The sequence below is a fragment of the Pseudomonas sp. RtIB026 genome (assembly GCF_016861355.2).
In the GTDB taxonomy this organism is placed as follows: Bacteria; Pseudomonadota; Gammaproteobacteria; order Pseudomonadales; family Pseudomonadaceae; genus Aquipseudomonas; species Aquipseudomonas peradeniyensis.
Genome location: NZ_AP023348.2, coordinates 5533392 through 5545614 on the forward strand (window position 1 = coordinate 5533392; position 12223 = coordinate 5545614).

Here is a 12223-nt window from a genome sequence, read left to right on the forward strand (position 1 = left end):
AAAACAACATGGCTGACACGAAACAGACCGGCGAAAGCATTCGTCGCCAGGTGATGGGCGATGCCTTCGTCGATCGCGCCCTGGGCAACGCGACCGCGTTCACCCAACCGCTGCAGGACTTCGTCAACGAACATGCCTGGGGGAGTGTCTGGGCCCGTGACGGGCTGCCGCTGAAGACCCGCAGCCTGATCACCCTGGCCACCCTGACCGCGCTCAAGTGCCCGCAGGAGCTCAAGGGGCACGTACGCGGGGCGCTTAACAACGGTTGCAGCGTTGAGGAGATCCGCGAGGCGCTGCTGCATTGCGCGGTGTATGCCGGGGTGCCGGCGGCGATCGATGCGTTTCGGGCGGCGCAGGAAGTCATTGATAGTTATCAGGCGAGTTCTAGCGATTAAGGGCGGGTGCCCTGGCCTCGGGACTGTTACCTATGTGGGTGAACTACTGTGTAACCCATGTGGGTGATCCATACAGCTTGGCGATCAGAAGATTAACCACCCCGTCCACTAGCGACAGCTGCGCCAGCCCAGGCGCCGCCCGTACCTTCGCGACTTCAGGAGGCCGAACGCAGGCCTTGCGGAGGGAGGTGACGGGCATGGATGCCCGTCAAGCGCTGCGCCCCAGGATGGGGCGTTCAGCGCGGTCCTCCCGGGAGCAAGGCCGGAGTGAGGGGACCCGGAGCGAAGCGGAGGGCCGGATGAATGGAGCGCAGCGTTTTTTGGTTACTTTTTGTCGCGTTTGACAAAAAGTGACTCGCCGGTGAACTGACCCCCGAAAGTTGGACGGGGCACGCTATGGGGTCAGCGCTTGGGTCCGAAATTGTACCGGACTCAAGCCATTCAGTCTTAGACTGATACGCTCTTGGTTGTAGTAGGCGATGTAGTCCTTTAGCCCTGATGCCAGTTGCTCAACACTCTCAAACGATTCCAAATAGAAAAACTCGCTCTTGAGTGTGCCGAAAAAGCTTTCCATCGCGGCATTGTCCAGGCAGTTACCCTTACGCGACATGCTCTGCTGGATTTCCTTTCCGGCTAGCATATGTCGATAAGCAGGCTGTCGGTATTGCCAACCTTGATCGGAGTGCAATATCGGTTTGTCATCTTGGTTCAGCCGCTCGAAAGCTTGCTCCAACATCGTCGAGACCATCTTGAACTCAGGGCGCGGATTGACCTGATAGGCAAGAATTTCGCCGTTGTACAGGTCCATCACAGGCGAAAGATACAGCTTCTGCCCTTTAACCTTGAATTCTGTCACGTCGGTTACCCATTTCTGATTAGGGGCGTCTGCCTTGAATTCACGTTTGAGCAGATCAGATGCAACAAGCCCTTCGGAACCTCGGTAGGAGCGATATCTCTTCACTTTTACCAGCGATTTTAGATCCATCAACTGCATCAACCGCTGCACCTTCTTGTGATTGATCACCTCGCCATGGCGCCCAAGCACTGCGGTGATGCGGCGATAGCCATACCGCCCCTTATGCCTGTGATAGACGCTATTGATGCGCTCTTTGAGGGCCGCATGCTTGTCGGTAACCAATGCTTTGCTTTGGTAATAGAAGGTACTGCGTGCCAACCCTGCAGCACGTAGCAGCAGAGCCAGTCGATGTTCATGCCTCAATCCTTGGACAGCCTGCGCTTTCTTGATTGCGCAGTGCGTGGATCCGCTTGGATCAAGGCATCGAGCTTTTTTAGATAGGCATTCTCCGCACGCAGATATTCCAGCTCTTCGAGCATCTGCTCAGGTGTCAGCTCAGTATCTGCAGGGGTAGCTGGGCTTACGCTGGGTTGTTTTGATACTTTGCGGGGCATGCGGGATTCTCGGGCACGATGCGGGTGAAGTGCTTCTAGTCCACCTTCATCGTACAGCCTTTTCCACTGCCTGATGCTACTCGGGCCGCGGATATCAAACCGTATGCAGGCTTGCTGGGCTGACAGTCCGTCTTGCTCGATGCACTGCAAAACCGTCAACTTGAACTGGGCGTCGTAGTAGCTGTACTTGGTAGTCAGACCTGCTGCACCGTGTTGCTCATAGCCTTTGATCCAACGGCGTAGCAGCGATGGACTCAGGCTATGCTTCAGTGCTACCTCATGAACACTCCGTGCAGAAAGGCACTCTTCGATGAGTGCCTGCTTGAGCGCTAGATTGTATTTCGTCATGGAACACCCTCCGGTTGGGGTCAGGCGTCCAACTTTCGGGGGTCAGTTCACGGGGGGCGAAAGGGTGACTATGCGTCGACATCGTAAATGAATGCGCTTGCACCTGTAGAAACCCGCGCCGACCGATTTTGACTTTGACTTTGACTTTGACTTTGACTTTCAGAGCGTGTGTTTTGAAAGTTATATGCGCATTCATTTGCGATGGCGACGCATAGTCACCTTTCCGCCCTTACGGCGGGTCCCTTTTTGAAGGATCAAAAAGGAACCAAAAAATCCTCGCTCCATTCATCCGGCCCCTACGCTTCGCTCCGGGGTCCCCTCGCTCCGTTCTTGCTCCCGGGAGGACCGCGCTGAACGCCCCATCCTGGGGCGCAGCGCTTGACGGGCATCCATGCCCGTCACCTCCCTTCGCAAGAACTCCGCTCGGCCTCCTGAAGTCGCAATTGGCGTCGCCTGAACTATCGCGCACTTAGAAGCAACAGCAAGATCAAGATCAAGATCAAGATCAAGATCACGATCACGATCACGATCAAGAGATGCGAAGTTGGAGGTTAGATCATTGGCAATGTGTTAACTGCCTGCGATGGCAACCGAGAGTTTGAAAACAAACTTGAAGGACCATAATACGCCATCCAAGCCTGCTCGGTTTCAGGACGCCATGAACATCCCGAAACCGAACTAGATAAAATCAGGCCTGCCGCGCCTTCTTGATCCGGAATGCCACCCACAACACAGCAATCCACGCCGGAATCAACATCACCGAAATACGAATCGGCGGCGTCAGGTACATCACCACCAGGATCAACACGATGAACGCCAGACACAGGTAGTTGGTCAGCGGATGCCCCAGGCTCCGGTAGAACGGCTGGATACCCGCCGCCAGCTTGGCCTTGCGGAACTTCAGGTGGGTAATACTGATACTCGCCCAGTTGATCACCAACGCCGACACCGCCAGGGCCATGAGCAGGCCGAAGGCTTCGCCCGGCATCAGGTAGTTGATCAGCACGCACAAGCCGGTAGCGAAGGCCGATACGCCCAGTGCGGTGAGCGGCACGCCACGACGGCTGACCTTGAGCAGCTGGCGCGGCGCGTCACCCTGCGTGGCCAGGCCGAACAGCATGCGGCTGTTGGCGTATACACAGCTGTTGTAGACCGACAGCGCGGCGGTCAGCACCACAATGTTGAGGATCGTCGCCACCAGGTCGCTGTCCAGCTCGTGGAAGATCATCACGAACGGGCTGCCGCCCTGCACCACCTTCTGCCACGGATACAGCGACAGCAGTACGGCCAGCGCGCCGATGTAGAAGATCAGGATGCGATAGACCACCTGGTTGGTGGCCTTCGGGATGCTCTCACGCGGGTTGGCCGCCTCGGCGGCGGTGATGCCCACCAGCTCCAGGCCGCCGAACGAGAACATGATCACCGCCAGGGCCATGATCAGCCCGGTGACGCCATTGGGGAAGAAGCCACCGTATTGCCACAGGTTGGCGACGCTGGCATCCGGTCCGCCATGGCCACTGGTGAGCAGCCAGGCGCCGAAACCGATCATGCTGACGATCGCCACCACCTTGACCAGGGCGAACCAGAACTCCATTTCGCCGTACACCTTCACCTGGGTCAGGTTGATGGCGTTGATCGCCACGAAGAAGATCGCCGCCGTGGCCCAGGTGGGGAAATCCGGCCACCAGTACTGCACGTAGATGCCCACTGCGGTGAGCTCGGCCATGCCGACCAGCACGTACACCACCCAGTAGTTCCAGCCCGAGACGAAACCGGCGAACTCGCTCCAGTACTGGTGCGCGAAGTGGCTGAAGCTGCCGGCGACCGGCTCCTCGACCACCATCTCGCCCAGCTGGCGCATGATCAGGAAGGCCATCAGGCCAGCGACGGCGTAGCCCAGCAGCACCGACGGGCCGGCTAGCTGGATGGTCTGGGCGATGCCCAGGAACAGCCCGGTGCCGATGGCTCCGCCCAGCGCGATCAGCTGGATATGGCGATTCTTCAGCCCGCGCTGCAAGCGCTCGGGCGTGCTCTGGTCTTGCATGAAGTGTCCTTTAGGTGAGGCAGTGTTATTGGTTTTGCTTGCAATCGACTAGATCCATCCACCCCATTGCAAGAAGAAAATCCCGATGTTCGTGGTGACGGCGGCCATCAGCGTGGTGATCACGATGATCGACGCCGCCAGTTCATGGTTGCCGTTGGCCTCCCGCGCCATCACATAACTGGCCGCCGCGGTGGGGCTGCCGATGTAGAGGAACAGGATGCCAAGCTCCGCACCGCGAAAACCGCACAACCAGGCGCCCAGCGTTCCCAGCACCGGCAGCCAGACCATCTTCACCAGGCTGACGTCGAAGGCCAGCCGGCCACTGTCGCGCAACGCCGCCAGTGACAGGGTGCCGCCGATGCAGATCAGCGCCAGCGGCAGGGTCATCTGCGCCAGGTAATCCCCCGAAGTCAGCAGCCAGTTGGGCAACGGCACCTGACCATAGGCCATGGGCGTGGCCAGCAGCACGCTGATGATCAACGGGTTGCTGAGGATGCTCTTGCAGATGCTCCACGGGTCGGACTTCAGGTCCGGGCTGTACACCGCCAGGACCACCGCCGACAGCGAGTTGTACATGAGGATCACCAACCCGGCCAGCACCGCGCCGAGGGATATACCGTAGTCGCCATACAGGCTGGCCGCCAGTGCCAGGCCGATCACGCCGTTGTTGCCGCGAAACGCGCCTTGCGTGTAGACGCCCCGGTCCGCCCGCGGGCAGCGCCAGATCGCCAGGCCCCAGGCCAGGCCGAAACACGCCAGCGTCGCGACCACGAAGTAGAGGATCACCCCGGGCTTCACCGCCGCCGCCAGGTCGGCGTGGTAGATGCCGAGGAACAGCAGCGCCGGCATGCACACGTTGAACACCAGCTTCGAGGCGACCCGGTTGAAGTTGTCGTCGATCAAGCGGATGCGCTTGAGCAGCACGCCCATGAACAGCATGGCGAACACAGGGGCCGTGATGTTCAGTGTCTGGATAAGAAGGGCAAGCATGCAACGTGTTCCCGGGAAATGCCGTCAAGGGCGCAATCATACGTGAGTGCCGGGGAGTTGCGCCCGCCACAGCCGCCAGATACCCGCACAAAGAGATCTTGACGTAGGAATTTTCCTGAATATAGTAAGGATTACTGTATATATGTACAGTAAAAAAATGGATTATCCGGACATCGCAAGGAGCAAATCATGTCAGGAATGCACACTCTGCCTGCGGCCGCGAAGGCCCAGGCAACACTGGTGGTCGCCGACCTCGAGCAACTGTTCGAGGAACAGGGCGTCGCCCTGCCCGGCACCGACAGCCATCTGATGCTGGTCATGCATGGCCACCACACCGTCAAGTACCACCGCCTTGCGCCGCCACCGGCTCGCGGCCCATCCGCACGGCGCGGGCCGGAGCTGTTCTTTGAAGGCGGCGAACATACCGCCATCGGCGACAACACCCTGCTGCGCTTTGAAGCGGGTCAACCGGGTATCCCCGCCCACCAGTCGCCGCTGCCGTTGCCCAACGGCCTGAGCCTGACCTATGGCCAGGTGATCGCCCTGGGCGGCGATTTCTACGGTTTGCCCGAGCGCCCGATCGCCGATGGCGCCAACGACGCCGAGCGGATCGAACGCTTTACCCAGGCCTTCGACTCCCTGGCGCGCCTGCCGGCGGCCAAGGCGGAAGCGGCACAGATCCTCGCGGTCATGCAGGAAGAAATCGGCGCCGCCAACCAGGCCATAAAGGAAGGCCGCCAGCCCCACGAGGCCTATGACGCGCTGGGTGACAGCCTGTCGGCACGCTGGAACCGCATCACCGGTGGCGGCAGCTTCGCATCCGACCTGTTCCCCCTGGGCCGCTACCTGAAACTGGCCGCCAGCAACTGGGACCACTTCGGCCCCTGGGCGCTGGCGGCCTACCAGGCCGGCCACGCCGCCGCCCTGCAGCAGGCGCTGAAAGCCCGCGCCAGCGGCGAGGAGCGCGACCTGCAACTGGCCTATGCGATGAACGCCTTCGCCGACCACTTCCTCACCGACCTGTTCTCCGCCGGCCACCTGCGGGTGCCGCGCAAGGCCCTGGCCGATACCGTCACGCCGAGTGACGTCGGCTCGCTGATCTCGCGCTTCATGCACGACGAGGACAGCAAGTACGGCCTGGCCGTGCGCAATGCCGAAGGCGAGCAATGGCGCGCCTACGGCGACAAGCGCTACTTCGACAGCGTCGATGTGGCCAACCGTCGCCAGGTGGGCCGCGCCGTGCAACGTTCGGCCGACGAGGTGTTCCAGACCTTCGCCGAAGGCCGCGCGCCAGCGGCGAAGGACTTCGCGGCGCTGCGCCTGGCGCCCGACCTGCGGGCCGCCGAGCAGGACCTGGTACCCGGCAACTTCGCCCCGCTGTACGTCCAGGACGGCAAGGCCGTGCTGCGACGCAAGGACGTCAACGACCTCAACGACCGCAACCGCATCGGCGACTGGTGGGGCTGGAGCACCTACCTGCTGCTCAAGGACTACAAGCCGAACAAGCCCACCGGTTTCATCGATGCCCCGGCCACCTCGCCAGCGATCACCGGCTGGGAGCGCCGCGAGCCCGATGGCCTGAACTGGCAGCGCGGCAACGCGGTGCGCTACGCCTTCAGCGTCACCGACCAACTCAACGAGTCGTACATCGGCCCGTGGAGCGCCTATGTCGAGTTGACCGACCAGTTCCACCCGAGCGTGCAAGTGCCGGCGGACGGCAAGCAGCGCGGGCGCAACCTGTTCCGCCAGTTCCGCGGCGGTTCACCGGAACTGATCGCCAGCCTGGACGGCAAGACCACGCTCTATATCGATCGCAACGCGTGACAAGGAGGTCACCGATGAATATCAAGGTCAAACTGGAACTGGCTTCGGGCCAGTCGATGGAAGGCATGCCGCTGGAGTTGCTGCGTGCCGGCAAGGTGATTGGCCGGGCGAAAGTGCCGGCAGGGGGACAGGTGGCGTTCGAGGCGCCATCGGGGGCAGGACAGCTGGCGGTGCGGGTTGATCGTTCGGGGGTGAAAGCCTGATACAAGGCCGGGCCTCTCATCAGATCATGCGCAATCCCTGTAGGAGCGGCCTTGTGCCGCGAAAGGGCCGCAAGGCGGCCCCGGCGGTTTCAGCGTTCCACCGAGATAGGGGCTGCTGCGCAGCCCTTTCGCGGCACAAGGCCGCTCCTACAGGAATATGCGTCAGCGCCGAACCGGGCGCTTCTGCAACTTGCGCTGCAGCGTGCGCCGGTGCATCCCCAGCGCCCGCGCCGTAGCGGAGATGTTGCCTTCGTGCTCACCCAGCACCCGCTGGATGTGCTCCCACTGCAGGCGATCCACCGACATCGGGTTTTCCGGCACCAGGGTGTCCAGGTCGGTGTGCTCCGAGAGCAGCGCCGCCAGCACATCGTCGGCGTCCGCCGGCTTGCACAGGTAATTGCAAGCCCCGCGCTTGACCGCCTCGACCGCCGTGGCGATGCTCGAGTAACCGGTCAGGATCACCACGCGCATCTCCGGGTCCAGCTCCAGCAGCTTGGGCAACAGCACCAGGCCCGAGTCGCCTTCCATCTTCAGGTCCAGCGTGGCGTAGTCGGGCAAGTCCTGCTCGGCCAGTTTCAAGCCTTCCTCGGCGGAACCCGCGGTGCTCACACGGAACCCACGACGCGACATAGCCCGGGCCATCACCCGAGTAAAGGTGGCGTCGTCATCCACCAGCAGCAGGTGCGGCAGTTCTTCGCCTTCGACCTGGTTTTCTTCGCTCATCTTGCATCTCCTCGCTTGCCATGGGGCAGGCGCAATTCGGTCAGGGTGCCACCCTGCTCATGACTATAGAGTTTCACCGAACCGCCCGCACGCGTCACGCTGGCCTTGCTCAAGAACAGGCCCAGGCCGAAGCCTTTGCCCTTGGTGGTAATGAAGGGTTTGCCGATCGCCTCGGCGATGGCCGGCGGCACGCCGGGGCCGTGGTCGCGGATGCTGATGACGATGTCGTGGGCATCCCAGTCCAGGCGCACCTCCAGGTCGTCCGGGCAGGCATCGGCGGCATTGTTCAACAGGTTCAGCAGGGCCTGGGTCAGGTCCGGCGGCGGTGTCAGCCGCGGCACCACGCCGTCGCGCAGGCGCTGGAAGCGGTAGCTGGCCTCGGGGCGCATCAGGTGCCAGCGGTTGAGCGCCTCGTCGAGCCAGGCGGTGACGTCCTGCTCGACGATCGCCAGCCGTCGGTTGGCCTCGGCGGCGCGCACCAGTTGCTGCAAGGTTTCCTTGCACAGCTTGACCTGGTCCTGAAGGATCTGCAGGTCCTCCTGCAACAGGGGGTCGGCGTGATCCTGGCGCATCTCGTTGAGCAGCACGCTCATGGTCGCCAGCGGTGTGCCCAGTTCATGGGCAGCGCCGGCTGCCTGGGTGGCCACTGCCAGCAACTGCTCGTCGCGCAGGCTCTCTTCGCGACGCTCGGCGCGCAGGTTTTCCTGCCGACGCAGCTCCTCGGCCATGCGCGCGGCGAAGAAGGTGATCACCCCGGCGGCCAGGGCGATACTCAGCCACATGCCGTAGACCTGCATGGTGTCACGCGCCAGCGGCAGCGTCTCCAGAGGATAGTACTGCACCAGCAGCAGGCTGTAGGCCACCAGCGCAATGCCCGAGAGCACCAGCGAGTAGAGCCACGGCAGCGTGACCGCGGCGATCGCCAGCGGTACCAGGTAATAAGAGACGAAGGGGTTGGTCGATCCACCCGAGTAATAAAGCAGGGCGCTGTGGATCAACAGGTCGCAGGCCAGCTGCAGGGCGTACTCGAGTTCGGTGACCGGCAGCGACAGGCGCAGGCGCAGGGCGGTGAACGCACACAGCAACGATGACAGGGCCAGCGTCACCGCCAGCGAGAACCACGGCAGCGGCAGCAGTTCGGTCCAGTAGGCAACGCCCACGGAGCCGGCCTGGGCCGCCAGCACGAGAATGCGGATGAAGGTCAGGCGCCAGAGGTTCTGGCGTGTAGCGGACAACGGTTGTGCGACGGCGAGCATGAGCTCTCCCAATGAGTGCTCCAGGAAAATCGGCTGGAGTATACCGAAGCCGGGCGCCTCGCTGCAGCGATGCGGCAAAGCGCCACAGTTTGTCACAGACTCATGATGGCATTTTTGAACCCACTACACTGTTGCCGGTCTGATCGGCCATGCGTGGAACGGATGTCCTCATCCACGCCTTACCTTGCCAAGGAGCTCCACATGCACATTTCCCGTCGCGGCGCCGCCGCCGTTGCCCTGTCCTGCGGCATGCTCGCCAGTCTGCCGGCCCTGGCCGCCGATGAGCCTCGCTACAACCAGGTGTCGCTGCGCGCCGAAGTCAGCAAGGAAGTGGCGCGCGACCTGATGGTCGTGACGCTGTACAGCGAAGCCCAGAACAGCGACCCGGGCAAGCTCGCCAAGGAGATCACCGAGACCATGAACAAGGCCGTGCAGCAGGCCCGTCAGGTCAAGGACGTGAAGATCAGCCAGGGCAGCCGCAACAGCTACCCGATCTACGACACCAAGGGCCAGAAGATCACCGGCTGGCGCGAGCGCGCCGAGCTGCGCCTGGAAGGCGCCGACTTCCCGGCCCTGTCCAAGCTCACCGGCGAGCTCCTGCAAGACCTGAAAATGGGCGGCATGGACTTCTCCATCGCCCCGACCACGCGCAAGTCCAATGAGGACGAGCTGCTCAAGGACGCCGTCGCCGCCTTCAAGGCCCGCGCCCAGCTGGCCACCGAGGCCCTGGGCGGCAAAGGCTACAAGGTGGTCAGCCTGAACCTCAACAGCAGCGGCTACCCACGTCCGTACCTGCGCAGCGCACCGATGGCGATGATGGCCAAGGGCGCCGCCGACGAGGCCGCGCCAGCGCCGGATATCGAGGCGGGCACCAGCGAAGTCAGCATGAGTGCCGATGGCCTGATCGAAGTCCAGGTCCCCTGACCCCTCCAACTGGATGTCCGAGTCGCGTAAAGCGTCTCGGACAGCAGTTTCAGACCTTTCCTACGCACCAAACGGGTGCGTCTGCTTGTCACATAAAGTGCGAAATATCTTGTAATTTTCGCCCTTTTCTCCCGCGCAAACGATCAACATTCGCCAAAGTTATATGGATGCGACATCCATGTACGTCCGTACCACAAAATTGGCGCCAACCATCCCGCTGAGTGTTGCATTGGGAACACCCCCTGCATAAGTATCCGCAGGTCGGCTCACGAGGCCGCCTCAATTCGAAAAATGACAACAATGAGGCCACCATGCTCAAACACGCAGTCATTCCGTTCCTGGTAGGTGCAGGCTTGCTAGCCGGCGCACCGTTCGCCCACGCCGCGACCAACCTGGTGTTCTGCTCCGAAGGCAGCCCGGCCGGTTTCGACCCTGGCCAGTACACCACCGGGACCGACTTTGACGCCTCCGCCGAAACCATGTTCAACCGCCTGACCCAGTTCGAGCGCGGCGGTACCAAGGTCATTCCGGGCCTGGCCACCCAGTGGGAGGTTTCCGATGACGGCAAGACCTACACCTTCCACCTGCGCGAAGGCGTGAAGTTCCATACCACCGAGTACTTCAAGCCGACCCGTGCGTTCAACGCCGACGACGTGCTGTTCACCTTCAACCGCATGCTCGACAAGGACCACCCCTTCCGCAAGGCCTACCCCACCGAGTTCCCGTACTTCACCGACATGGGCATGGACAAGAACATCGCCAAGCTCGAGAAAGTCGATGAGCACACCGTGAAGTTCACCCTCAACGACGTCGACGCCGCGTTCATCCAGAACCTGGCCATGAGCTTCGCCTCGATCCAGTCCGCCGAGTACGCCGACCAGTTGCTCAAGCAGGGCAAGGCCGCCGATATCAACCAGAAGCCGATCGGCACCGGCCCGTTCGTGTTCAGCAAGTACCAGAAGGACGCGCAGATCCGCTACAAGGGCAACAAGGACTACTGGAAGCCCGAGGACGTCAAGATCGACAACCTGATCTTCGCCATCAGCACCGACGCCTCGGTGCGCATGCAGAAGCTCAAGAAGAACGAATGCCAGGTCACCCTGTTCCCGCGCCCGGCCGACATCAAGCCGCTGCAGGAAGACAAGAAGCTGCAGATGCCTGAACAGGCCGGCTTCAACCTCGGCTACATCGCCTACAACGTGATGGACAAGGTCAAGGGCAGCAACGACGCCAACCCGCTGTCGCAACTCAAGGTGCGCGAAGCGCTGGACATGGCCGTCAACAAGCAGCAGATCATCGAGTCGGTGTACCAGGGCGCCGGCCAGCTGGCGGTCAACGCCATGCCGCCGACCCAATGGTCCTACGACACCACCATCAAGGACGCCAAGTACGATCCTGAGAAAGCCAAGCAGCTGCTCAAGGAAGCCGGCGTCAAGGAAGGCACCGAGATCACCCTGTGGGCCATGCCGGTGCAGCGCCCCTACAACCCCAACGCCAAGCTGATGGCCGAAATGCTCCAGTCCGACTGGGCCAAGGTCGGCATCAAGGCCAAGATCGTCAGCTACGAATGGGGCGAGTACATCAAACGCTCCAAGGGCGGCGAGCAAGGCGCCATGCTGATCGGCTGGAGCGGCGACAACGGTGACCCGGACAACTGGCTCGGCACCCTGTACAGCTGCGACGCCATGAGCGGCAACAACTTCTCCAAGTGGTGCTTCAAGCCCTACGACGACCTGATCAAGCAGGCCAAGGCCACCCCCGACCAGGCCAAGCGCACCGAGCTGTACAAGCAGGCGCAACACATCCTCAAGGAGCAGGTGCCGATCACCCCGATCGCCCACTCCACCGTGTATCAGCCAATGAGCACGTCCGTGAAGGACTTCAAGATCAGCCCCTTCGGCCTGAACTCCTTCTACGGGGTCAGCGTGAGCAAGTAACGGCCGTGATCGTCCCGCCGGGCTTGCCGGCGGGACGATGACACAAACGGGCGATACGTAGGGCAATTCCCTCACGCTCGCCGGAACGCTCCCGCACCCAAATCAGTAGCGAACCCTGGCTCCCACATTCTGGCGCACCTATCGTCAGGACCGGGATGTTGCAGCCGCG

Annotated in this window: 10 protein-coding genes; 5 read left to right on the top strand and 5 right to left on the bottom strand. The window is 62.0% G+C overall.

The window, feature by feature from the left end; all coding sequences use genetic code 11:
• The first annotated feature begins 8 nt into the window (after positions 1-8).
• Positions 9-395: a carboxymuconolactone decarboxylase family protein gene (locus tag PRtIB026_RS24800; RefSeq protein WP_203650788.1), complete on the top strand. Its 387-nt coding sequence runs from the start codon at positions 9-11 to the stop codon at positions 393-395.
• A gap of 394 nt (positions 396-789) precedes the next feature.
• Here the strand turns inward: PRtIB026_RS24800 and PRtIB026_RS24805 are convergent.
• From PRtIB026_RS24805 to PRtIB026_RS24815, 3 genes are all read right to left on the bottom strand, one after another.
• Positions 790-2153, bottom strand: a protein-coding gene (locus tag PRtIB026_RS24805; protein ID WP_203650780.1) for an IS3 family transposase whose coding sequence is annotated in 2 segments (ribosomal slippage) — positions 790-1665 and positions 1668-2153 — 1362 coding nt in all. Because the reading frame shifts where the segments join, the coding sequence is not laid out codon by codon here.
• A 688-nt stretch (positions 2154-2841) separates the two neighbouring features.
• Entirely contained in the window at positions 2842-4197 is a 1356-nt protein-coding gene (locus tag PRtIB026_RS24810) for an amino acid permease (RefSeq protein WP_203650778.1), read from the bottom strand.
• 48 nt (positions 4198-4245) lie between these two features.
• A complete protein-coding gene (locus PRtIB026_RS24815) occupies positions 4246-5187 on the bottom strand; it encodes an AEC family transporter (protein ID WP_203650776.1) in 942 nt (313 codons plus the stop codon).
• A 189-nt stretch (positions 5188-5376) separates the two neighbouring features.
• Between PRtIB026_RS24815 and PRtIB026_RS24820 the strand changes: the two genes are divergently transcribed.
• Positions 5377-7011: a phospholipase gene (locus tag PRtIB026_RS24820; protein ID WP_203650774.1), complete on the top strand. Its 1635-nt coding sequence runs from the start codon at positions 5377-5379 to the stop codon at positions 7009-7011.
• A gap of 14 nt (positions 7012-7025) precedes the next feature.
• Positions 7026-7214, top strand: a complete 189-nt coding sequence (locus tag PRtIB026_RS24825; protein WP_232857791.1) for a hypothetical protein — start codon at positions 7026-7028, stop codon at positions 7212-7214.
• Between the two features lie 162 nt (positions 7215-7376).
• Here the strand turns inward: PRtIB026_RS24825 and PRtIB026_RS24830 are convergent, their stop codons facing one another.
• Both PRtIB026_RS24830 and PRtIB026_RS24835 read right to left on the bottom strand, forming a co-directional pair.
• Positions 7377-7937: a response regulator transcription factor gene (locus PRtIB026_RS24830; protein WP_023632665.1), complete on the bottom strand. Its 561-nt coding sequence runs from the start codon at positions 7935-7937 to the stop codon at positions 7377-7379.
• Positions 7934-9193: an ATP-binding protein gene (locus tag PRtIB026_RS24835; RefSeq protein ID WP_203650772.1), complete on the bottom strand. Its 1260-nt coding sequence runs from the start codon at positions 9191-9193 to the stop codon at positions 7934-7936. The genes PRtIB026_RS24830 and PRtIB026_RS24835 overlap by 4 nt, the downstream gene beginning before the upstream one ends.
• A gap of 201 nt (positions 9194-9394) precedes the next feature.
• On the opposite strand from PRtIB026_RS24835, the gene PRtIB026_RS24840 reads away from it, so the two are divergent.
• Together PRtIB026_RS24840 and PRtIB026_RS24845 are read left to right on the top strand one after the other, a co-directional pair.
• On the top strand, positions 9395-10117 hold the full coding sequence (locus PRtIB026_RS24840; RefSeq protein ID WP_203650770.1) for an SIMPL domain-containing protein: 723 nt from the start codon (positions 9395-9397) through the stop codon (positions 10115-10117).
• A gap of 311 nt (positions 10118-10428) precedes the next feature.
• Positions 10429-12054 (top strand): ABC transporter substrate-binding protein, encoded by a 1626-nt coding sequence (locus PRtIB026_RS24845; RefSeq protein ID WP_050704070.1) that lies wholly within the window; start codon positions 10429-10431, stop codon positions 12052-12054.
• Positions 12055-12223: the final 169 nt, after the last annotated feature.

What these genes read in the sequence shown, in the direction of transcription:
- PRtIB026_RS24800 (WP_203650788.1), top strand. Translation starts at nt 9, where the DNA reads ATGGCTGACACGAAACAGACCGGCGAAAGCATTCGTCGCCAGGTGATG.
- PRtIB026_RS24810 (WP_203650778.1), bottom strand. Translation starts at nt 4,197, where the DNA reads ATGCAAGACCAGAGCACGCCCGAGCGCTTGCAGCGCGGGCTGAAGAAT.
- PRtIB026_RS24815 (WP_203650776.1), bottom strand. Translation starts at nt 5,187, where the DNA reads ATGCTTGCCCTTCTTATCCAGACACTGAACATCACGGCCCCTGTGTTC.
- PRtIB026_RS24820 (WP_203650774.1), top strand. Translation starts at nt 5,377, where the DNA reads ATGTCAGGAATGCACACTCTGCCTGCGGCCGCGAAGGCCCAGGCAACA.
- PRtIB026_RS24825 (WP_232857791.1), top strand. Translation starts at nt 7,026, where the DNA reads ATGAATATCAAGGTCAAACTGGAACTGGCTTCGGGCCAGTCGATGGAA.
- PRtIB026_RS24830 (WP_023632665.1), bottom strand. Translation starts at nt 7,937, where the DNA reads ATGAGCGAAGAAAACCAGGTCGAAGGCGAAGAACTGCCGCACCTGCTG.
- PRtIB026_RS24835 (WP_203650772.1), bottom strand. Translation starts at nt 9,193, where the DNA reads ATGCTCGCCGTCGCACAACCGTTGTCCGCTACACGCCAGAACCTCTGG.
- PRtIB026_RS24840 (WP_203650770.1), top strand. Translation starts at nt 9,395, where the DNA reads ATGCACATTTCCCGTCGCGGCGCCGCCGCCGTTGCCCTGTCCTGCGGC.
- PRtIB026_RS24845 (WP_050704070.1), top strand. Translation starts at nt 10,429, where the DNA reads ATGCTCAAACACGCAGTCATTCCGTTCCTGGTAGGTGCAGGCTTGCTA.